At 59.9% G+C, this 20,719-nt stretch carries 15 protein-coding genes and 1 tRNA gene; 4 read left to right on the top strand and 12 right to left on the bottom strand.

Annotated elements, in window-relative coordinates; genetic code table 11:
* Positions 1-95 precede the first annotated feature (95 nt).
* From pafA to L7A20_RS06070, 6 genes are all read right to left on the bottom strand, one after another.
* Positions 96-1,529 carry a Pup--protein ligase gene (gene pafA / locus L7A20_RS06045; RefSeq protein ID WP_237222756.1) on the bottom strand — a complete coding sequence of 478 codons (1,434 nt, stop codon included), beginning with the start codon at positions 1,527-1,529 and terminating at the stop codon, positions 96-98.
* A gap of 52 nt (positions 1,530-1,581) precedes the next feature.
* Complete coding sequence (locus tag L7A20_RS06050; RefSeq protein ID WP_237222757.1) at positions 1,582-1,779, bottom strand: ubiquitin-like protein Pup; 198 nt, start codon at positions 1,777-1,779, stop codon at positions 1,582-1,584.
* Positions 1,780-1,808: 29 nt separating this feature from the next.
* Positions 1,809-3,410, bottom strand: coding sequence for a depupylase/deamidase Dop (gene dop, locus L7A20_RS06055; protein ID WP_237222758.1), 1,602 nt, complete (start codon positions 3,408-3,410; stop codon positions 1,809-1,811).
* A 2-nt stretch (positions 3,411-3,412) separates the two neighbouring features.
* Positions 3,413-5,098: a proteasome ATPase gene (gene arc / locus L7A20_RS06060; protein ID WP_237222759.1), complete on the bottom strand. Its 1,686-nt coding sequence runs from the start codon at positions 5,096-5,098 to the stop codon at positions 3,413-3,415.
* Between the two features lie 87 nt (positions 5,099-5,185).
* On the bottom strand, positions 5,186-6,220 hold the full coding sequence (locus L7A20_RS06065; protein WP_237206641.1) for a tRNA (adenine-N1)-methyltransferase: 1,035 nt from the start codon (positions 6,218-6,220) through the stop codon (positions 5,186-5,188).
* A gap of 65 nt (positions 6,221-6,285) precedes the next feature.
* A complete protein-coding gene (locus L7A20_RS06070) occupies positions 6,286-7,431 on the bottom strand; it encodes a site-2 protease family protein (RefSeq protein ID WP_237222760.1) in 1,146 nt (381 codons plus the stop codon).
* Positions 7,432-7,531: 100 nt separating this feature from the next.
* On the opposite strand from L7A20_RS06070, the gene L7A20_RS06075 reads away from it, so the two are divergent.
* Complete coding sequence (locus tag L7A20_RS06075; RefSeq protein ID WP_237222761.1) at positions 7,532-8,416, top strand: PAC2 family protein; 885 nt, start codon at positions 7,532-7,534, stop codon at positions 8,414-8,416.
* Here the strand turns inward: L7A20_RS06075 and mshC are convergent.
* The 4 genes from mshC to L7A20_RS06095 form a co-directional block, all read right to left on the bottom strand.
* Positions 8,413-9,717: a cysteine--1-D-myo-inosityl 2-amino-2-deoxy-alpha-D-glucopyranoside ligase gene (gene mshC / locus L7A20_RS06080; protein WP_237222762.1), complete on the bottom strand. Its 1,305-nt coding sequence runs from the start codon at positions 9,715-9,717 to the stop codon at positions 8,413-8,415. The genes L7A20_RS06075 and mshC overlap by 4 nt on opposite strands.
* Before the next feature lie 118 nt (positions 9,718-9,835).
* Positions 9,836-10,666 carry an undecaprenyl-diphosphate phosphatase gene (locus L7A20_RS06085; RefSeq protein ID WP_237204928.1) on the bottom strand — a complete coding sequence of 277 codons (831 nt, stop codon included), beginning with the start codon at positions 10,664-10,666 and terminating at the stop codon, positions 9,836-9,838.
* A gap of 89 nt (positions 10,667-10,755) precedes the next feature.
* Positions 10,756-11,058, bottom strand: a complete 303-nt coding sequence (locus tag L7A20_RS06090; protein ID WP_237211752.1) for a hypothetical protein — start codon at positions 11,056-11,058, stop codon at positions 10,756-10,758.
* A gap of 153 nt (positions 11,059-11,211) precedes the next feature.
* The gene (locus tag L7A20_RS06095) at positions 11,212-12,174 is read right to left on the bottom strand and encodes an L-lactate dehydrogenase (protein WP_237185657.1); all 963 of its coding nucleotides are present in this window, start codon (positions 12,172-12,174) and stop codon (positions 11,212-11,214) included.
* Between the two features lie 387 nt (positions 12,175-12,561).
* Between L7A20_RS06095 and L7A20_RS06100 the strand changes: the two genes are divergently transcribed.
* Positions 12,562-14,628, top strand: a complete 2,067-nt coding sequence (locus L7A20_RS06100) for an MDR family MFS transporter (protein ID WP_237222763.1) — start codon at positions 12,562-12,564, stop codon at positions 14,626-14,628.
* A gap of 82 nt (positions 14,629-14,710) precedes the next feature.
* Here L7A20_RS06100 and L7A20_RS06105 read toward each other — a convergent pair whose 3' ends face one another.
* Both L7A20_RS06105 and L7A20_RS06110 read right to left on the bottom strand, forming a co-directional pair.
* Positions 14,711-16,216 carry a protein adenylyltransferase SelO family protein gene (locus L7A20_RS06105; protein WP_237222764.1) on the bottom strand — a complete coding sequence of 502 codons (1,506 nt, stop codon included), beginning with the start codon at positions 16,214-16,216 and terminating at the stop codon, positions 14,711-14,713.
* Positions 16,217-16,468: 252 nt separating this feature from the next.
* Positions 16,469-16,554, bottom strand: a tRNA-Leu gene (locus L7A20_RS06110).
* Between the two features lie 148 nt (positions 16,555-16,702).
* On the opposite strand from L7A20_RS06110, the gene pepN reads away from it, so the two are divergent.
* Both pepN and L7A20_RS06120 read left to right on the top strand, forming a co-directional pair.
* Positions 16,703-19,363, top strand: coding sequence for an aminopeptidase N (gene pepN, locus L7A20_RS06115; protein WP_237222765.1), 2,661 nt, complete (start codon positions 16,703-16,705; stop codon positions 19,361-19,363).
* A 115-nt stretch (positions 19,364-19,478) separates the two neighbouring features.
* A complete protein-coding gene (locus L7A20_RS06120; RefSeq protein WP_237222766.1) occupies positions 19,479-20,648 on the top strand; it encodes an HIRAN domain-containing protein in 1,170 nt (389 codons plus the stop codon).
* Positions 20,649-20,719: the final 71 nt, after the last annotated feature.

The raw sequence follows: 20,719 nt of genomic DNA on the forward strand, positions 1-20,719 counted from the left end.
TTCCTTGAGGTTGCGCTCTTCAGCAGAACGCTTTTCTTCACCGCGTACATACTAGCGGATAGAGCTGGGTGGGGTCTGGTAATTTGCCGGTTTGCCTAGATAAAGGGTGGGGACCAGGTGTCCTGGGGGCCGGGGTTGAGGGTGGCCAGCAGGTCATCCATGGCGGCGCTTTCGGTGGCGAAGGGGTCCTTGCACATGACGGTCAGGTGGGGCTTGTTGTTGAGTTTCAGGTGCACCCAGTCCACGGTGAAGGGCTCGCCGGCATTGCGGGCAGCACTGATGAAGCGGCCGCGCAGGGAGGCCCTGGTGGCAGGAGGGTGCACGGTGGCATGGGCAATGTCATCGGGGCTGACCAGGTTCTTGACCAGGCCCTTGCGGGTGAGCAGGCCAAAGACGCCTCGTGCGGGGTCGATATCGTGGTAGGCCAAATCAAGCTGCTGGATTTTGGGGTCGTCGTAGCCGCTGGCCCCGCGGGCGATGTAGGTATCGAGTAGCTTCTTTTTGATGGCCCAGTCAATTTCGGTATCGATCTGGGAGGTATCGCCGCTTTCCACCGCATCCAGGGCCCGGCCCCAGAGATCCAGGATATAGGGCACGTCCTCGTGGTGGGCCCCTTTCTCTTCGATGTAGCGGGTGGCGGCCACCTGGTAGTGACGTTGCAGGGTCAGGGCGTTGGCTTCACGGCCGTCCGCCAGGGGGAAGGTTGCTGTGCCGGTCAGGTCGTGGGAGATAACGCGCAGGGCGGTGGCGGTGTCTTTGATTTCGAAGTTCTCGAGGGGGTAGTAGTCCTCAAGCATGCGAAGCACCAGGTCGGTAGCCCCGAGTTTGAGCAGGGTGGTGGCCTGCGACATGTTGGAATCCCCGTTGATGACGTGCATACGACGGTAGAGCGAGGCGTCGGCGTGGGGCTCGTCGCGGGTGTTGATGATGGGGCGGGCCCTGGTGGTGGCTGTTGATGAGCCCTCCCAGATGTAGTCGGCGCGCTGGGAGAAGGAGAAGCTGGGCTGCCCCTCTGGCCCGAGCGGACGTCCGCCCCACTGCGGGGGGCCTGCCGGGTGTACCTTACCCGCCCCCACCACAATCTGGCGGGTAATCAGGAAGGGAATCAGGGAGCGGACCAGGCGGGAGAACTCCACCTTGCGCTCTAGCATGTAGTTCTCGTGGGAGCCGAAAGAGTTGCCCGCCGAGTCAACATTGTTTTTGAAGAGGAAAATCTGCCCCTGATAGCCCTCTGCTTCGAGGGAATCTTCTGCCTGGTTGACCAGGTCATTGAGCAGGTACTCCCCCGCCTTGTCCTGAATCAGGGCATCGCGAACCGAGGCGGTCTCGGCGGTGGCGTATTCGGGGTGGGATCCCACATCGAGGTAGAGTCGCCCGCCGTTGGGCAGGAAGACGTTGGAGGAACGCCAGGTGTCTACCACCGGTTTGAAGAGCTTGCGGGCGGCCTCTTCTGGGGCCAGAGGGCCAAGCCCTTTCGGGATGTATCTGATGCCGAACTCGGTTTCGATGCCGAATATTCTGCGTTCCACGGGTCTTCCTTAGGCGTTGGGGCGGGTACTGGCTGCTTGTGAGGGACTGGGCCTACTGGCCGCCCTTTTGGACGAAGCCCTTGACGAAGTCTTCGGCATTTTCTTCGAGCACACCGTCGATTTCTGCCAGCAGGTCATCGATATCTGATACTGCCTGCTCGTTCACCTCGGTGTTCTGGTGGGCGATGGCTACCTCTTCTACCTGCTGGGAGGTGGTTGAGGTGGTGTGCTGGCGCTGGATGCGGTCCATAATGTCTCTCTTTCTGTGAGGTATGACGGCTAGCTGTGCTGCTGGCCGGCCAGTAGGGCAAAAAGCTGGTCTGCGTGTTCTAGCCCCAGGTGAGGTTCAACGATTTCGGCGGTAAAGTGCTCGGGGTTATCCATGGTCAGGCGGTGCAGGTCGATGGAGAGCGGGTTGCGTACCGAGAGGGTGTCCCAGTTGGCTCCCACGACCTCGTCGGGCCAGGTGGTGATAAGCTTACCGCGCAAATAGGCACGGGTGTCACGCGGTGGCTCGGCAGCAGCCCGGGCAATCTCTTCGGGGCTGAAGAGGGTCTTCATGCGGCCCAGGGCTACCAGCTTGTGGTACAGGCCCTTGCCGGGGCGGACGTCCGAATACTGCAGGTCGATGGCGGCCAGCTTGGGGTTATCCCAGCTCAGGCCCCGGTCAACGTAGCCCTTCAGTAGGGCGTACTTGGCAACCCAGTCCAGGCGGTCGGCCAGGGATAGGGGGTTATCTGCCAGGGCCTCTAGCACCTCGCCCCAAAGCTGCAGAATCTCGGCGGTTGCCTCATCGGGGTTGGTCTCTAGCGCGATGGCAGCATCGAGGTAGGCCCGCTGAATCTGCAGGGCGCTCATGCTGCCCCCGCCCGCGAGGGGCAGCTTGGCGCTCAGGGTCAGGTCGTGGCTGACCGTGTGCATGGCAGCAACCGGGTCAGCCAGTTTAATGGCAGGAGCAGTCTTGGCCTCGATGAGGTTCAGTACCAGGGACATGGTGCCGAACTTGAGCAGGTTGGAGGTGTGCGACAGGTTAGCGTCACCGGTAATCACGTGCAGGCGGCGATAACGGTTGCTGTCGGCGTGGGGCTCGTCGCGGGTGTTAATCAGCGGGCGGCGGACGGTGGTTTCCAGGCCAACGGTGCGCTCAAAGAAGTCAGCACGCTGGGAAATCTGAAAACCTGCCTGCTCCCCCGCTGGGCCCAAGCCCAGCCGTCCTGCCCCCACCATGACCTGGCGGGTAGCAAAGAAGGGCAGCAGGCTAGCTGCCAGGTACTCAAAATCGACGGTGCGGGGCACCAGATAGTTCTCGTGGGAACCGTAGGACTGGCCCTTGCCGTCCGTATTGTTCTTGTAGAGGTTGACCGCGGGCATAGCCGAGCTCTGACTAGAGGTTACCTTTTCAATGGTGGCTACGGTTTGTGCGGCGATGTGGTCGCCTGCCGCATCCCAGAGGACGGCGTCGCGCGGGTTAGTCACCTCGGGCGAGGAGTACTCGGGGTGGGCATGATCCACGTAGAAACGGGCCCCGTTGGGCAGAATCGAGTTCATGGTAACCGCGTCCCAGTCGATACGCTCGGCAAAATGCCCGGCCTCGCTCAGGGCTTCTGCCGCGATGTCTTCGCTGGTGAGCACGTGGGCGGTATCGGTTAGCTGGGTGGGGTGGGCCTGCTCGCGCGGCATGTCGAAACCGCGCGCATCGGCTAGCGGGGCTTCTGAGCCGTACTCCCAGCGGGTTTCAAGGGCCGCTGAGAGCTCCTGCTTGAAAAGGGTGTCGTAGGTGTTGACCACAAAAGCAGAAAGCACCGTGGGGTTGGCGTGGGGCTTTTCCGGGGCGTGCACCCCGTACTCGGTCTCGGCCCCCATGATACGGCGAACAGTCATCGCTAGACCCCCGCTCCGGTATCGACGGCACGAGCCGGGGCTGCGTTAAGCACGCGCAAACGAATGTTGAGGGTGGAGAGGACGTCCTCAATTTCGCTGGCCTGGGGCACCTCGACCTGGTCCTCGAATTCTGCGCGCACGGCCTCAAGCAGGTGCTCGGTGCTGATGCCCTCAGCCCCGGTAGACAGGTAAGACTTAATCGCCAGCTTCTTAGCCTGATCGACGATATTGCGGATCACTGCGCCCGAGAGGAAGTCGCCCCTGAAGAGCCAGCGGCTCACGCCGTTCTCTAGATCAACGCTGATGTAACGGTTCGCCGGCTCAGCGGAGAAGAGGTGTTCAATGACCGTCTCAATCATGCTGGCAACAGCTTTCTGCTGGGACCCGGCTCGTGCCACCTCAGCCTGACTAATCGGCAGGTCCTCTGTCAGGTAAAGCCCGAAGATTTCGGCAGCGCCGGCCCTGTTGGGGCGGTTAATGCGGATCTTCACGTCCAAACGCCCCGGGCGCAGCACGGCCGGGTCAATCATGTCTTCGCGGTTGGTCGCACCAATCACAATGACGTTATCCAGGCTCTCAACCCCGTCAATCTCAGCCAGAAGCTGGGGCACAATGGTGGTTTCTACGTCCGAAGACCGGCCCGAACCGCGGGTGCGGAAGAGCGACTCCATCTCGTCAAAGAAAACCACCACGGGGTGGCCCGCTCGTGCCTTGTCGCGGGCAGCAGAGAAGATATCGCGAATCTGTCGCTCGGTCTCACCCACATACTTATCCAGCAGCTCCGGGCCCTTGATGTTCAAGAAGTAGCCGGTCTTTTTACCATTCTCAGACCGCTCCGCAGCCCGCGCAGCCAGAGAGTTAGCCACAGCCTTGGCAATCAGGGTCTTACCGTTGCCGGGAGGGCCGTAGAGCAAGATACCCTTGGGCGGGGTGAGGCGGTACTGGCGGTAAATATCGGGGTGCAGGAAGGGCAGTTCAACGGCGTCCCTAATCAGGTCAATCTGGTCACCCAGGCCACCGATATTGTCATAGGTAACATCGGGCACCTCTTCCAGTACCAGCTCCTGGGCATCGGTATGGGGAACCAGAGATGTCACCATCTGAATACGCGAATCGTAGGTGACGGTATCACCCACCCGCAGCTCGTCCGGGTCCAGAGCGCCCGAGATGCGGGCCACAGCCTTTGACTGGTTGGGAAGATCTACCACCAGGTGATCGTGATCGAGCACCTCACGCACCGTCACCACATCACCGTAGCCCTCAAACCCCAGCGACACCACGGCCTGGGTCTGCTCGTTGAGCAGGACGGTCATACCCGGCTTCACCTGGGCAATCGGCAACAGGGGTGAGCAGGTGATACGCACCAGACGGCCGCCCAAGAGCACATCAAGATGCTCCTCAATCTCAGCCGGGGTCTTCCCGTCCGCCAAATCCTGGTAGGTCATGGTGGCACCGTGAACCGCTAAGACCAGAGCAGAGTTCAGAGGAGGCGCAACCTCCTGAGCCAGCGCCATGCGCAGGTGCTCAATCTCGTTCTTGGTCTTGGTCAGAGCCGTCACCAGTTTTTGATTACGCTCACCAGCGGCCCGCAACTGCCGGTCAAGGTTGCGGCGGTTATCGTTGGCTATGTTGAGCTGCCGCAGAATTCGCTCGTAATCAACCGACGAGACGGTCAAACGTTCATTCATGCTGGAGGCACTTCCTTCTGGTAAGACTCACCGGTGAGCCAGAACCCCGCCACCCCAAAACTCGGGTAGCGGGGCCGTCATGGGGTTTTAGTTTTCGGAATCCTGGTCAGTCTGCGCTGCCTCAGCCTTCTGGGCTGCTGAAGCTGCCTTCTCAGCCAGGTTCAGGGCATCTCGGCCAGCCCGGCGCAGCTTGCGGTCAGAGACGTTACGCTCACCCAGGGCTGCCGGAGTCCAGGCGTTGAGATCCTCTTCTGAGAAATCGGTCTTGGAGGCACGACGCTTAGGGGCCAGACGCTCCGCCCCGTCGGCCAGACGACGGGCGGTAATGAGGAAGCCGGTGTGGGCTACCATGCGATGGTCGGGGCGAACTGCCAGGCCCTCAACGTGCCAGCCGCGCACCATGGTTTCGTGGGATTCGGGCTCGGTGAAGCGGCCATCGGCGCGCAGGGCCTCAGCCACGCGGGAGAGCTGGGTTACGGTTGCAACGTAGCAGATGATGACGCCACCGGGCGCCAGGGCGGTGGCTACAGCATCCAGGCACTCCCAGGGGGCCAGCATGTCGAGGACGGCGCGGTCTACGCTACCGGGTTCTTCAACCTCGCCCAGTGCTTCAGCCAAATCGCCCAGGGTCAGCGACCAGGCGGGGTGCTCCCCACCGAAGAAGGTCTCGATGTTGCCGCGGGCGATATCGGCAAATTCTTCTCGGCGTTCGAAAGAGCGCAGGTGGCCGCCGTCCCCCACGGCCCGCAGCAGGGCGATAGAGAGGGCACCGGAGCCGACGCCAGCTTCAATCACGCGGGCACCGGGGAAGATATCGGCCATGGCCACAATCTGGCCGGCATCCTTGGGGTAGACCACGGCAGCGCCGCGGGGCATAGAAAGCACAAAATCCTTGTAGAGCGGGCGCAGGGCCTGGAACTTGAACCCCTCGGAGTTTTCAATCACGGTGCCCTCAACGTTGCCGATGAGCTCGCTGTGCTTAAAAAAACCGCGGTGAGAGTGGTACTCCCCGCCTTCAGCCAGGGTAATGGTGGTCATGCGTCCGCGCTCGTCGGTTAGCTGGACGCGCTCTCCCGGGCGGAAGGGGCCACGACGGTTGACACTACCGGTAGGGGTGCTCATAAGGTCAGATTTCTCTTTCGTTTTTGGTCTGGTTTCTTCTATTGTCTCAGAAAAGCGCGGTGGGGTCATTTAGATGAAGACGTGCCAGCGCCCACGGTGGCGAGCACCGCCTGAGTCATGGCCTGGGAGGTCACCAGCCCTACGGGGGTGGCGGCGTCCATCACTACCCAGGTGAGGTTCTGCCCCCGCTGCTCTTCGGGCAAGCGGTAGTGGGCAAAGCCGCTGTACTCATCGAGGGTGTCGATGTAACCGGTCTGGATGCCCAGAGTGCGGGCTGCAAGGGGCTGGGCGATAGCGGCCAGGGGCTGCTGGTCAAGAGAGCCCAGCGAGGCAGCGAGTGTTGTAGGGTCAACGAGGGCAAGGGGGCGCACAGATGCTCCCTGCTGCTCTACCAGAAGCAGGTGGGATACGCCGTCCCAGCGCTGGTGGGCACCACCGATGCTGCTGTGCGGGTCAGCGAGCTGGGCGGGGACCATCAGGGCGGACGCCCGTAGGGGGTGGCGAGGGTCGGAATCCTGCGCGAGTTGTTTGAGGGAGTGGTTGGTACCGCTCCACAGATAAAAGGCCAGGGTAGCGGCCACCAGTAGTACCCAGGGGGATCGCCACAGGCCGGTAAAGAGCAGGGCGCTAGCTAAGAGGGCAAGGAGCAGAAGGCCCGTATAGGCCGTCACCCGGGTTGCCACCGACCGGCGGCCTACCAGGATAAAGACAAGGGCTTCGAGGGCATAACCGCCGTCGAGGGGGAAGGCAGGTATCAGGTTAAAAATACCGATAGCAAGGTTGACCTGGGCAGCTAAGGCGAAGCCAAAGAAGTCGGCGGAACCCGTCACCAGCCAGATAAGCTGGCACAGGGCCGCTACCGCAAAGTTCACCAGCGGGCCAGCCACCGACACCAGCAGTGAGGTAGCTGCCGAAGCGGTCTGCATCTTGGTCTGCCCGCCCCACATGTTCAGGGAGATGGACGAAATCCGCACCCCCCGTGCCCGGCCCACCGCAGCGTGTGCCAGTTCGTGGGCGAAGACTCCCAGCGCCAGGGTACCTGCAACCACACCGGCAGCCAGATAGCCCTGCACCTCTGTTAAAGACCGCAATGACGCCAGGTTCATACCGTAACCCACCACAACCAAAGCCATGAGGGGGAACCAGGAGGGGCGCAGATATATTGGCGCCCCCGCGAAAGAACCAATCCGAAGACCCGGATGGGACGTCATACCTTTACCTCCTGAGCGCTACATCACCGGAGCTACCGCCCCGGAACTCTCTAGTCTATTGCCTATAGAGGTTACGGCCTATCAGGAGTAGGATATGGGGGTGATTAATCAGCCCCTCCCCCTCAACGCTCTGAACCATTTTGCAAGCACCTCCACCCTACCGGCTCACGCCCCCACCGTGCTCCTGGTCGGTTTCACAGGGTGGAATGACGCCGGTGACGCCATCATTGACGCCTTCCGCGCGCTGTGGGAGCACTACCCCGCTACACCGGCACCCGGCTTTGACGTGAGCGGCTGCTACAACTACACCGAAACCCGGCCTCTTCTGAGCATCGATGAGGACGGCACCCAGCGCATTACCTGGCCCGATACCGTCTTCACCGAGGCACACACCACCGCCGGCGTCCGCCTGCTGACCCTCTCGGGCCCCGAGCCCTCCATGAACTGGCAGGCCTACATCGAGCGTTTTAAAGACCTGGTGCAGCGGGAACAGGTTGACCTGGTTGTTTTCTGCGGGGCCCTGCTCGATGAGGTCCCCCACACCCGGCCCCTGCCGCTGAGCGTTACCAGCTATACCAGTAGCGTCCTCGCCTTAGAGGGCGTAGAAGCCAATGCCTACCAGGGCCCAACCGGCCTGATCGGCGTGTTGGCGTTCGAAGCCGGGCAGGCTCATATACCGGCCCTCTCCCTCTGGGTCTCGGTTCCCCACTACCTGCCTGAGCCGCCCCACCCCAAGGCAACCTTCACCCTGCTCTCTGCCCTCGAAGCGATTCTGGGCTTCCCCATGCCCCTAGAGCGCAGCGCAGACGACATCGCCAGCTGGAACCACCAGGCCGACGCCCTGATCGAGGACGAGCCCGAGCTGGCCAGCTACGTACGAACCCTAGAATCAATAGCTGAGGCCAACGACGATATCGCTGACCTCAGCCAAATAGATATTGCGGCCCAGTTCGAGAAATTCCTCAAGGACCAAGACGACAACTAGGCAGCAGGTGCCAGATCAACACCCAGGCGGGCCATGAGCAGGTCGGCTACCAGCTGACCGCCGGCACCACCGTTCTCAAGGGTAGAGAGGGCCCACTGGTCAAGGGCAACCAGGGCAGCGGGGGTGTTGAGGTCGTCGGCAAGATGCTGGCGGACGCTCTCAAGCAGGGAAAGCGCGGCCTCATCGGCCTGCCCCTCGGCAGCTGCCGCAGCCGAACGGTAGAGTTCCAGACGCCCCTGGGCCTTGGTCAACAAATCTTCCTGCCAGAACCAGTCGGTGCGGTAGTGGTTATCCATAATCGCCAGGCGGATAGCAGCAGGTTCTACACCGGCAGCCCGCAGCTTCGACACCAGCACCAGGTTACCCAGGGACTTGCTCATCTTCTCCCCGTCAAGACCCACCATGCCGGTGTGCATGTAGTGGCGGGCCATAGGCTCACCGTTCAGAGCAAAGGAATGGCTCGAACCCAAATCGTGGTGCGGGAAAATCAGGTCAGAGCCACCGCCCTGAACAGAGAAGGGTGCGCCCAAGAACTCACTCGAGATCACGCTGCACTCGATATGCCAGCCGGGGCGGCCGCGTCCTAGCTCCCCCGCCTCCCAGGCAGGCTCCCCCGCCCGCTCAACGCGCCACAGCAGGGGGTCAAGGGCATTACGCTTACCGGGGCGATTAGGGTCGCCGCCGCGCTCGCCAAAAATGGTCAGCATCTCTTCCAGACTGTAATGGGCCACCTGACCCAGCGACCAGCCGCCTTCGCGGCCTTCACCCAGTTTCTGGGCGGCCTCAATATCGAAGTAGATATCACCGTCGGGCTGGGTAACACCATGCTCATCGGTGAAACCGGGCACGCGGTAGGCCACGCCCTCGTGCAACAGTTTCTGCACGGCAGCCGCCACAGAGGGCACCGAGTCGACAACGCTCACGTAGTGGTCGGGGGCAATGACGTTCAGGGCCACCATATCGGTACGGAAGAGTTCTGTCTGTTCCTCTGCCAGCTGACGCCAGTCCACACCGGTAGCCTCAGCACGCTCAAGCAGGGGGTCATCAACGTCAGTAACGTTCTGCACAAAAGTAACGTCAACCCCGGCATCTCTCCAAGCCCGGTTCAGCACATCAAATGCTACGTAGGTGGCTGCGTGACCCATGTGGGTGGCGTCGTAGGGGGTAATACCGCAGACGTAGAGCCCTGCACGGCCCTCGCGTTCGAGGGTTAGTCGACCCTCTGCTGCGGTGTCATAGATGGTAGGCAGGGGTGCCTGCCCTGGAAGTGACGGAATGGTGGGCTGGTCCCAAGCTCGCATGAAAACCTTTCGATAGTTGCTATGTGCCTACTCCGGGGCAACCCGGGCGGTACTTTCTCTTCCTAAAACAATACCCGCCCAGAAAGGTATTTCCAGGCGGGTAAAAAGTGAGACAGGTCTACGCGGCGAGGACGCCGGTGCCCAGCAGGATGTACAGGGCAAGACCCAGGGCGATACGGTACCAGACGAAGATGCTGTAGCTCTTGTTGGAAACGTACTTGAGGAACCAGCCAATGATCAGGTAGCCGACTACAAAAGCAACCAGGGTTGCAACCATGGTAGAACCGAAACCGTAGTAGCCGGAGAAGCCCTCAGAGATGCTGCCTGCCAGCTTGTAGAGACCCGATGCGAAAACTGCGGGGATTGCCAGCAGGAAGGAGTAACGGGCGGCAGCCTCACGGGTGTAGCCCATGAGCAGACCGGCCATGATGGTACCGCCGGAGCGTGAAACACCGGGAACCAGGGCCAGCGCCTGCGCGAAGCCGTACAGAATACCGTGCTTGATGGTGAGGTCTTTCAGCTCGCGCTGTTCGCGACCGATACGGTCTGCAATACCCAGGAAGATTGCGAACACAATCAGCATGGTTGCGGTAATCCAGAGGCTGCGGAAGGTTGAATCGATGTAGTCCTCCAGCAGGATGCCCAGAATACCAATCGGCAGGGAGCCGATAATGATGAACCAGCCCATGCGGGCGTCCGGATCCTTCTTATCGACCTTGCCCACCAAAGAACCGAACCAGTTCTTGATGATGCGAACGATGTCCTTCCAGAAGAAGACCAAAACAGCCGCTTCAGTACCCAGCTGGGTGATAGCGGTAAAAGCCGCACCGGGATCCTCACCGTTCGGCAAGAACTGACCCACGATACGAATATGACCCGATGACGAGATCGGCAAAAACTCAGTTAGACCCTGGACGAGACCCAGGATGATTGCTTGTATCCATTCCACAGCAGAAAACTCTACGCGAGTCAAAGAAAAAGCACAGCACCGCTCGCGGTGCTGTGCTTGGAATAACAGGTAGAACTTAGGTAACCGGTCTACTTCTGCTCTTCATCGAGGTAGTACTCCACCTCATCATCATCGTCTTCGTCGTCTTCTTCATCGAAGTCGTAGTCAAAGTCATCGTCGTCGTCTTCATCTTCGATGAAAACTTCGAGCGGTGTGACCTCTTCGTAGGCGTCGAACAGGGCTTCTTCGTAGCGTTCAAAGGCGTTTGCGATGGCTACGTAGGTGTTGTCGACGGCGGCGTCGTGTTCACCGCGGCTATTGATAATAGCGTTGAGGTGCTCTTCGAGGGCGGCGGTCAGGTGAGCCAGTTCGGCACGAGGGTTATTACTCATACAGTAGACGTTACCCCCTTTCTCGGTAGGTGGGAAATACCGGGCGGTGAAAATTTGGTGAATCACACATAACAGTGCCGCCCCGCTCGGGTGGGAGCGGGGCGGCACTGTCTATAGGGCTAGGCTTCGGATGCGCTAGTGGCTTATCCGGTATTAGAAGCCCAGGGTTGCCAGTGAGGAGTTGATGGCGTTGGCTGAGGCGCGCAGACGCTCGATTTCCTCATCGGTCATGGGGACGTCGAGTACACGCTTGACGCCGTCACGGGAGACAACTGAGGGCAGTGAGAGAGCGGCTTCGCCCTCGATGCCGTAGCGGCCGCGTACCTGGGTTGCGACGTTGAGTACGGCGTCCTGGCCGTGCAGGATAGCTTCGGCGATGCGGGTCGCTGAGATACCGATGGCGTAGTTGGTGGAACCCTTACCTTCGATGACCTTGTAGGCTGCACGCATAGCTTCTTCTGCCAGTTCTGCCTTGACCTCTTCGGTGAAGACCTTTTCGCCGTCTTCGTTGGTCCACTCATCAAGGGGAACCATACCGATGTTGGCTGCTGACCAGACGGGGAATTCTGAGTCGCCGTGCTCACCAACGATGTTGGCATGAACTGACTTGATGGAGACACCAGCCTTTTCAGCGATCAGCCAGCGCAGGCGGGATGAGTCAAGCACGGTGCCGGAGGCAAAGCAGCGCTCGGTGGGCAGGCCGGTGATCTTCTGAGCAACAACGGCGAGGACGTCGCAGGGGTTGGTGACGATCATGAGGATAGCGTTGGGGGCTACCTCCATGACCTTGGGAAGCATGGACTTGAAGATATTGACGTTTGCTTCTGCCAGTTCGAGGCGGGGCTGGCCGGGCTTCTGGCGAGCACCTGCGGTAACAATGATGAGGTCTGAGTCGCGCAGGATTTCTACGTCGCCACTGCCTGAAACTTCAGCTTCGTGGGCGAACATGGTGCCGTGGGCGATGTCGAGGCCTTCTGCCTCAGCGCGCTCGCCGGCGATGTCGTAGATAACGATTTCATCAGCTGCACCGCGCAGGGTTGCTGCGTAGGCGGTTGCTGAGCCAACACCACCTGCGCCGATAACGCCGAGCTTGGTGTTCTTCTTTTCGAGAGCCATGGGAGGTTCCTTTCAGCAGATGCTGTGGGGTTGTTTTGTGTTCGTTACATCTCAAGTATGCCAGAAAAAATGCGCTTTTGTGTGGGTTTATGTGCTTTTCATTTGGGGTTTTACTGACCTTTACTCAGAAAAGCCCACAAACCCAAATATGTGCAGGTTGACCCTTTGTGAAAACTCACACCCGGCCTTACGTAGATAATTTCAAGCCACCCTACCCACTGTGGCGCACAAGACGCTTTCAGAAGGAAGTATTTTTGCAGAACTGCATTTAAGCTTGTTAAGTTCGCGAACCCAAGACTACGCAACCGCCCGCCACAAGCGTCCGCGCACCGTAGACCAAGCAAAACCGCGCGAACCCGCAATTCACTCCAGACCTAAAGGTTCGTCATGTCTACAGCACCAGCTACACCAGAGCAGACAACCGCCCAAGACCAACCCCTCATGACCCATCGGCAAATCATGCTGGTCATCGTCGGTCTTATGGCGGGCATGTTCCTCTCATCCCTCGATCAAACCATCGTCTCTACAGCTATCAGGACGATCGGTGATGACCTCCACGGCCTAGAACAGCAGGCATGGGTCACCACCGCCTACATGATCACCTCCACGATCACCACCCCCATCTACGGCAAACTCTCCGACCTCTTCGGCCGCCGGCCCCTCTACCTCTTCGGTATCGTCGTCTTTATTCTGGGTTCGCTTTTTTCCAGCTTCTCCACCTCGATGATTATGCTGGCAACCTTCCGCGCTTTCCAGGGCATCGGCGCGGGCGCCCTCATGTCTCTGCCTATGGCGATTATGGGCGATATGCTGGCTCCCCGTGAGCGCGCCAAGTACCAGGGCTACTTCCTGGCCGTCTTTGGCATCTCCTCCGTGCTCGGCCCCCTCACCGGTGGCCTCTTTGCCGGTAGCGACGAAATTCTGTGGATTACCGGCTGGCGCTGGGTCTTCCTCATCAACGTCCCCATCGGTATCATTGCCCTGGCTATGGTCTGGAAGTTCCTGCACCTGCCTCGCATCACCGATGCTGCCCTCAAGCCCCGCGTTGACTGGTGGGGTGCAACCAGCGTTGTTGTAGCTCTGGTCCCCCTCCTGCTCGTGGCTGAACAGGGTCGCGAATGGGACTGGACCTCCGCTGCGTCCATCACCTGCTTCGTCATCTCCGCCCTGGGTCTAGCAGCCTTCCTCATCATCGAATCCAAGATGGGCCAGGACGCCATCCTCCCGCTGGCCCTCTTCCGCTCCGGTGCCTTCTCCATGTCGTCCCTTCTGGGCTTCCTGGTTGGCTTCGGCATGTTCGGCGCCATGATGACCATCCCCCTCTACCTGCAGATTGTCACCGGGCTAACCCCCACCGAGTCGGGCTTCGCAACCCTACCCATGATGGCCGGTATTATGACCGCGTCCATCGTGTCGGGTCGCATGGTCGCTAGCACCGGTAAATACCGCATCTTCCCCATTCTGGGCACCGCCCTCATGGTGGTTGCCTACTACTACCTGACCTTCATGACAGCGGACCGCCCCCTCTGGTTCCTCATGCTGGGCATGTTCATCATGGGTCTTGGCCTGGGTCAGCTCATGCAGTCCCTGACCCTGGCAGCCCAGAATGCTGTTGCTCCCTCCTACATGGGTGTGGCGTCCTCCGCCGCTACCTTTTTCCGTCAGATCGGTGGCACCATGGGTACCGCCGTCCTGCTGTCGGTTCTCTTCTCAGCTATGCCCGGCAACATCATGAAGGCCATGGGCAACGAGGACGACCTGCGTTCGGGTCTTGACGCCGCTCTGACTCCCGCCGTGGCCTCCGCTCCTGAAAACCAGGGCATCATGGAGCAGATGTGGAATCAGATTGTGGAGCCCGCCCAGAGCTCTATCGCCTCTCAGCTCTCAGCGGCCTCTGACCAGGCTCGCACCGCCGCCGACGATGCGGTCTACCAGCAGGTTTCTGCTGCGGTTCAGGCCCAGGTTGACGCTGGTGCCCTGCCTGCCGACCAGGCCCAGACCTTCATTGATGCCCAGGTAGCTGAAGCCACCCCGGCCGCTGAAGAGGCCGCACTGGCATCTGCTGCCGAGCAGGCTCACGCGTCGGTTCAGGACGGCACCCTGGTCGTTGACTGGTCCGATGAAACCCAGCGCTCCTACTGGGTTGATCAGCTCACCCCCACCCTGGCAGAGCAGATTTCTTCTACCTCCACCGATGGTGAAGGCTCAGGCGTTTCAACCTCTGATACCTCTTACCTCACCGGTGCGGACGCCCGCCTCACCCGCCCCTTCATGGTCGGCTTCAACGCTTCAACCCTGTCGGTCTACTGGGTTGCCTTCTTTGCCACCGTTATGGCCTTTGTTCTGGCTCTCTTCTTCAAGACTCCCCCGCTGCGTGCAGCTTCGGGTCTGCAGGAGAACGCCCAGGGCAACAAGCAGGCTGAAGATGCCGCTCCCGCTAGGCACTCCCAATAGCAGAAGGCCGGGGCCTACCACCGACAAGTTCGGTGGTAGGCCCCGGCCTTTTTAAACCAAATTCTAGATAAGAGAAGTTACTCTACGTTCCGCAAAAGCTCGTGAAGAAGCGGGACTCGGCAGGAGCGCCCTCCAGGTAGTCCAGGCCGGCGCGGCGCTCAAAGGGGTTACTGACGGCTTCCAGCAGCTCCTCAATCGGTTGCCGATTCCCGCGCTCCATCTGCCGTAGGGCAGCGTCGAGGGCTAAATTTCTGGGGATGTAGACCGGGTTATGTGCCAGCATGAGTTCCGTGGCCCGTTCAGGGGTAGTACCTGTAGCGACCTTCAGTTCTTCCCACCGAGTCAACCAGCCCTGCCGGTCTCCCTCCGGTAGCAGGCAGGTTCCTTCAGCCAAAGACCTAAAGAACCCTGTAAAGTCCAGCGCGTGGCGCTCTAGCAGCCCCAGAGTTGCCTGCCCGAACCTGCCCACTTGGGCGCGGACGTCCTCACCAACCCCGCCCAGGTCAAGCCCCAGCTTGATAGCAAATGCCGCTATTTGCTGCTCTACCACTTCATCTTCGAACTCCGAGATCACCTCGGTGGCTAGGTGGATTGCCCGGTTCGGATCTTCAGGGTCGATGATATCGAGCAGGGTTTCGGCAAAACGGGAAAGGTTCCAGGCGGTAATGCCGGGCTGGTGGTTGTAGGCGTAACGGCCCTGGCGGTCGATAGAACTAAAAACCTTGCCGCGCTCAAAAGCATCGATGAAAGCGCAGGGGCCAAAGTCGATAGCCTGGCCGGAAATAGTCACGTTATCGGTGTTGAGCACCCCGTGTACGAACCCCAGCGCCTGCCAGCTAGCTACCAGGTGAGCTTGCCTCTGCGCCACAGCCTGAAGCAGGGCAAGGGCCCGCTCACTGCGGGTTTCTCCCGGGGTGAGGTCGGGGTAATGACGGGCCAGGGCATAATCGACCAGCTGCCCCCGCACCTCGGGGTCGCAGTGGTACTGGGCAAACTGGAAGGTACCTACCCGCAGGTGGCTGGCGGCAACACGCAGAACCAGCCCCGCCGGCTCCGGTTCAGGTGCGCGGCGCTGCACCTTCTCTCCGGTCTCAAACACAGCCAGGGCCCTGGTGGTCGGCAAACCGAGCGCATGCAGAGACTCCCCGATGACAGCCTCGCGCCAGGCCGCCGACAGCGGAGCCTTGCCGTCCGAACCGGGGCGGGAGAAGGGCGTCCGACCACTGCCTTTCAGGTGCAGATCGCAACGGGTAGCCCTACCGCCTTCTTCTTGCGCGGGGATAGCCAGTTCGCCAATGAGGTGGGCCCGACCGTCACCCAGCACCGACGAGAGCTGCCCGAACTGGTAGCCCGAGTAGGCCAGGGCAACCGTGGGAGCCTCTCCCCTGCCCGTCATCCAGGCTAGACCGGCGTCCGTGCGCAACCAGGCCGGGTTCAGCCCCAGGTCGCGGGCAAGATTCTCGTTGAGCCAGGCCAGGCGGGTACCCTGCGGGATGTCCGGCTGAGCATGGCGAGTGAGGTCGGGGAAGGTCTCGCTGTAGGTATGGTCAAGGAGCGGGGCGGACGCACGGGGTTCAGTAGGCTGCATAGGGCTAGTTTATCGCCCGGTCTAAGGATAGAGAGACTGGCTTGGAGGCTGGGAGCTGCCACTGGTTCCAAAAATTTTTTAAGGGCGCCCGCCAAAAATAATCAGTTTAACTGATGAGTAAAGTTGATAATCTACCGGGGTATAAAAATTCCGCCAGGGCCTGATTTGCAGCAGAAGGACCTAAGTCAACAAAAAAACCGGCTCCTGTCAACAGGAACCGGTTTTTTCTATATCCCATATGGGGTTTTCTTGTGCGCGAGGGGGGACTTGAACCCCCACCCTCTAATACGAGGACTAGCACCTCAAGCTAGCGCGTCTGCCTATTCCGCCACCCGCGCAAGGTGTCTTACAGACTTCAACTGAAGCTGTGCTGGCAACGAGTTATTACTATACACAATGTTGAGCGAACGTGCAAAATCCACCTTCCACCACCCCACCATCACTCCCCAGCTCGACCTTGTACATACAGGGGCTTACTATAGTGATGTGAATAACGAAAACTTGACTCAAGAAGAGGCCGCCCTGCGCGCCCGTACTATCAGCGTTGATACCTACGATGTGCATGTTGATCTCACTCATGCCAGCTCTGATTTTGAAACTTATCCGGTTACTACGACTGTTCGATTTACGGCGTCTGAGGGTGCTAGTACTTTTATTGACTACATTCATCAGTCGGTGGAGTCGGTGAAGCTGAACGGAGTGTCACTAGCTGTTGATGAGGTGGTTGAGGGTTCCCGTATTGCCCTGCCGGGTTTGCAGGCGGAGAATACTCTCACTATCAAGGGGCGGTCGTACTTTAGCCGCTCGGGTGAGGGTCTGCACCGCTATGTTGACCCGGCCGATGGCAAGATTTATCTCTACACCCAGTATGAGCCGGCGGATTGTCGTCGGGTTTTCCCGAATTTTGAGCAACCCGACCTCAAAGCTGTATTCAGCTTCCGCATTACGGCTCCTAAGAGCTGGGTGGTGAGCTCGAATGCTGAGCTGGATCGCGAAATTGATGACCCGTCAGATTCATCGATTTCTAAGCGTGTTTTCAAGCCGACTGCCCGTATTTCTACCTATATCACCGCTATTGTGGCGGGCGAGTACTTTACCGCTTTCGATACCTATACCCCGGCGTCCGCTGTTAATTCTGGGCCTATCCCCCTGGTTGCTTACTGCCGCCAGTCGCTCAAAGAGCATTTTGACTACCAGAATATCTTTGCCGTGACCAAGCAGGGCCTGGACTTCTTCCAGGACCTCTTTGACTACGCCTACCCCTACCCCAAGTACGAGCAGGCTTTTGTTCCGGAGTACAACCTGGGGGCGATGGAGAACCCCGGTTTGGTGACGTTTACCGAGGGGTACATTTTTGTCTCCGGTGCTGATGAGTCCCAGCTTGAGGGCCGGGCTAATGTGATTTGCCACGAGATGAGCCACATGTGGTTTGGTGACCTGGTCACGATGAAGTGGTGGAATGACCTGTGGCTCAAGGAGTCTTTTGCAGACTTCATGGGGCACCTGGGCGCTGCTGAGGCCAATGGCTATAAGGACGCCTGGGTCACCTTTGCGAATTCCCGTAAGGCTTGGGCTTACCGTCAGGATCAGCTGCCGACAACTCACCCGATTGTTGCGGATATCCCCCACCTTGAAGCCGCCCGCCAGAACTTTGACGGTATTACCTACGCCAAGGGTGCGAGCGCCCTGAAGCAGCTGGTTGCTTATGTTGGGTTTGAGCAGTTTATTGAGGCTGCGCGGGTGTACTTTAAGCGGTTTGAGTGGGGTAATACGACTCTGGATGATTTCTTGGGTGTGCTTGATGAGGTTTCTGATCGGGATGTGCGCACTTGGGCTGAGGCTTGGTTGCAGACCAGTGGTTTGTCTGAGCTGTCGTGTGAGCGTGTAACCGGTGCTGATGGTTCTGTGCAGCTGGTGGTGCGTCAGGTGTTGCCTGTGGGTGTTCCCGCTGAGCTGGGGCGTCCGCACCTGTTGAAGATTGCCCTGTTCGCGTCTGAGGGCGGACGTCTGGTACCGACGGGTGTGGTGTCTGCTGATCTTCCTGTGGGTCAGAATGAGGTGCTGGTTGAGTTGACTGAGCAGGAGCAGGCTCTTGTGGCTGCTGCTGATCTGGTTTTGCTCAATGCTGAGGATTTGACCTATGCCAAGGTTGCCCTGGCTGAGGCTGATGGGCTTGAGTTGGCTTTGAGCCAGATATCGTCGGTGGAGGATGCCCTGTCGCGCGGGTTGCTGTGGGGTAGCTTGTGGAATATGGTGCGTGATGGGAAGCTTGCTAGCCGCCGGTTTGTGTTGGCTGTGGGGCAGGCTGCGGCGGCTGAGCCGTCCGCTACCCTACTGTCGAATATTGTGGATCAGGCGCAGGCTGCGATTTCTTTGTACACTCCGGCGGGTGCTCGTGGTGAGCTGTGGGATGCCCTGTATGCTGCGCTGTCTGAGGCTCTTGCCGGTGCGAAGGAGGGTAGCGATGAGCAGTTGATTCTGGTGCGGGCGCTGCTGTCTGTGTCGGCGCATTCTCAGTTGGGTCTTGAGTTCGCTCAGGATCTGGCGCGGGGTGCGAGCGGGCAGGTTGAGGGCTTTATTTCTGATGCTCCTGGTATGAGCTATAACCAGACTCTGGGCTGGAAGGCTCTGGGGGCGCTTGCGGTTCAGGACGCGGTGACCCGGCAGGAGCTGGATGAGGCGCGGTCTTTCCGTCCTTCTGCCACGGCTGAGCGTGGCTATGCTTTTGCGACCGCTGCTCTGCCGGTGGCGGCTGCGAAGCAGGCCGCCTGGAACCTGGTGACTGAAGATATGAGCCTATCGAATGAGTTGCTGTCGGCGACCGCTGCTGGTTTCCAGCACGGGCCGGAGGAGCTGCGCACCGGTTACCGGGATGCTTTCTTTGAGCTTCTTGCCCCTACCTGGGCTGCCCGTACCGGCGGTATGGCTACTCGCGTTATTCGCGGCCTCTACCCGGCGGTAGAGCTGGCAGAGGGTACTGCGGCGGAACACCCGGTCGTCCGCGCTACCGAGCGCTGGCTAGCCGAGCATACGGACGCCCCCACCGCCCTGGTGCGACTGGTGCGGGAGCTGCTCGATGATGCCGTCCGTATCCTTACCGCTCAGGCCTATAACGCATCTGCCGCCGAAGAGGGGGCAGGTAACTAGGTCTTTACCTGGGAATCTACGCAGAAAGCCGGTTTTGGGGCGCAGCATTGCAAACCAAAACCGGCTTTTTCGTGAGAAGCTATAGAGAGTAACTTTTTGGGATAAGGAGCCTACTGTGACCGACTACGTACTGGGCGATCGCGGCACCGTGCAGGTCATCACCGATGACTACTACGATGCAGAAATTCTTCAGGTTTTTGAAGAACTCTTGATTGACCGTGAACGGGTCTGGAACGGTGAGGTTCGCCTTGTACCAGAACCCGATAACCCCTACCAGCCCCAGGCCATTGCGGTTTACGCTGATGACCTCAAGCTGGGGCGTCTTTCCCCCGAGGACTCCGCTGCCTACTGGGGCCCGATTACACGCGTTGTGGCCTCGGGCTACGACGCTGTGACCCGTATGCAGCTCTCTGCTGTTCTGCGCGGGGTCACCGGTGAAACCCACATCGAAAGCAGCGGCCAGCTCTCCCTGAGTGCCCCCGGTTCTCTCTTCCCCCTCAATAACGCCCCCACCCAGGCAACCCTGCTACCCCAGGGGGCCTCTATGAAGGTGCTCGATGAGAAGGACCATTCCGAGTACCTGCACTCCATCCTGCCTCCCTCCGGTGAGGGTCGGGTGATTCTCTCCCTGGAAAATAACCAGATTAAGCACGCGGACGGGCGCGTGGTTGACTCGGTCGACGTCCTGCACGACCGCAAGGTGGTAGGCCGTCTCTCCACCCAGATCTCCGAGCAGCTGGCCCCCGTCATCCGCTATGCCTACGAGCACGATAAGCTCACCAGCGCCTGGGGCACCATCCGCGGCAACTCCTTTGAGCTGTCCCTGACGGTGCAGGCCGTCCGCCCCTCTGAGATTCCCACCGAGTGGTACCAGGAGCTCCCCAACTACCTGCCCGAGCTTCTACCGGCTGCACCCTCCTACGAGGTGCCCCCCGCCTATGTGCCGACCGAGGGTGAAGCGACCCGCAGCAACGCCCCCAAGAAAAAGCGCTCACTCATGCCCAGCCGTCCGGCCGCAAACGAGCCCACTACCGCTGAAGCCAACGGCGCAGAGGTCTCAGAGCCCACCGCCGCACATTCCCTGGGCCTACAGCGTATCTCTGTTCTCCTTGGCCTTGTCGGCGGGCTGATCCTGGTTACGGGCCTGGTTCTTGTCTTCTTCAAGCCCCTGCTCGGCATTTTAGGTATAGTGCTCGGCGCCTCCGTAGCCTTCCTGGCTCTCTTCGTCGGTCGCGATAACAGCTATACCGAAGAAGAAGTATCTGCCGACCCGCTAGAACACTAAGCCAACACAACGAGCAGCTAGCCTAGGGAAGATACCTATACCTCAGGTGCTAGAAAGGGAGCCCCACCAAA

Origin of the sequence: Rothia nasimurium, assembly GCF_928381415.1 — a bacterium.
Classification (GTDB): Bacteria; Actinomycetota; Actinomycetes; order Actinomycetales; family Micrococcaceae; genus Rothia; species Rothia nasimurium_H.

Bases quoted from the DNA above. Each gene is read 5' to 3' on its own strand.
- L7A20_RS06050 (WP_237222757.1), bottom strand. From the start codon at position 1,779: ATGGACCGCATCCAGCGCCAGCACACCACCTCAACCACCTCCCAGCAG.
- dop (WP_237222758.1), bottom strand. From the start codon at position 3,410: ATGACTGTTCGCCGTATCATGGGGGCCGAGACCGAGTACGGGGTGCAC.
- arc (WP_237222759.1), bottom strand. From the start codon at position 5,098: ATGAATGAACGTTTGACCGTCTCGTCGGTTGATTACGAGCGAATTCTG.
- L7A20_RS06065 (WP_237206641.1), bottom strand. From the start codon at position 6,220: ATGAGCACCCCTACCGGTAGTGTCAACCGTCGTGGCCCCTTCCGCCCG.
- L7A20_RS06070 (WP_237222760.1), bottom strand. From the start codon at position 7,431: ATGACGTCCCATCCGGGTCTTCGGATTGGTTCTTTCGCGGGGGCGCCA.
- mshC (WP_237222762.1), bottom strand. From the start codon at position 9,717: ATGCGAGCTTGGGACCAGCCCACCATTCCGTCACTTCCAGGGCAGGCA.
- L7A20_RS06090 (WP_237211752.1), bottom strand. From the start codon at position 11,058: ATGAGTAATAACCCTCGTGCCGAACTGGCTCACCTGACCGCCGCCCTC.
- L7A20_RS06095 (WP_237185657.1), bottom strand. From the start codon at position 12,174: ATGGCTCTCGAAAAGAAGAACACCAAGCTCGGCGTTATCGGCGCAGGT.
- L7A20_RS06100 (WP_237222763.1), top strand. From the start codon at position 12,562: ATGTCTACAGCACCAGCTACACCAGAGCAGACAACCGCCCAAGACCAA.
- L7A20_RS06105 (WP_237222764.1), bottom strand. From the start codon at position 16,216: ATGCAGCCTACTGAACCCCGTGCGTCCGCCCCGCTCCTTGACCATACC.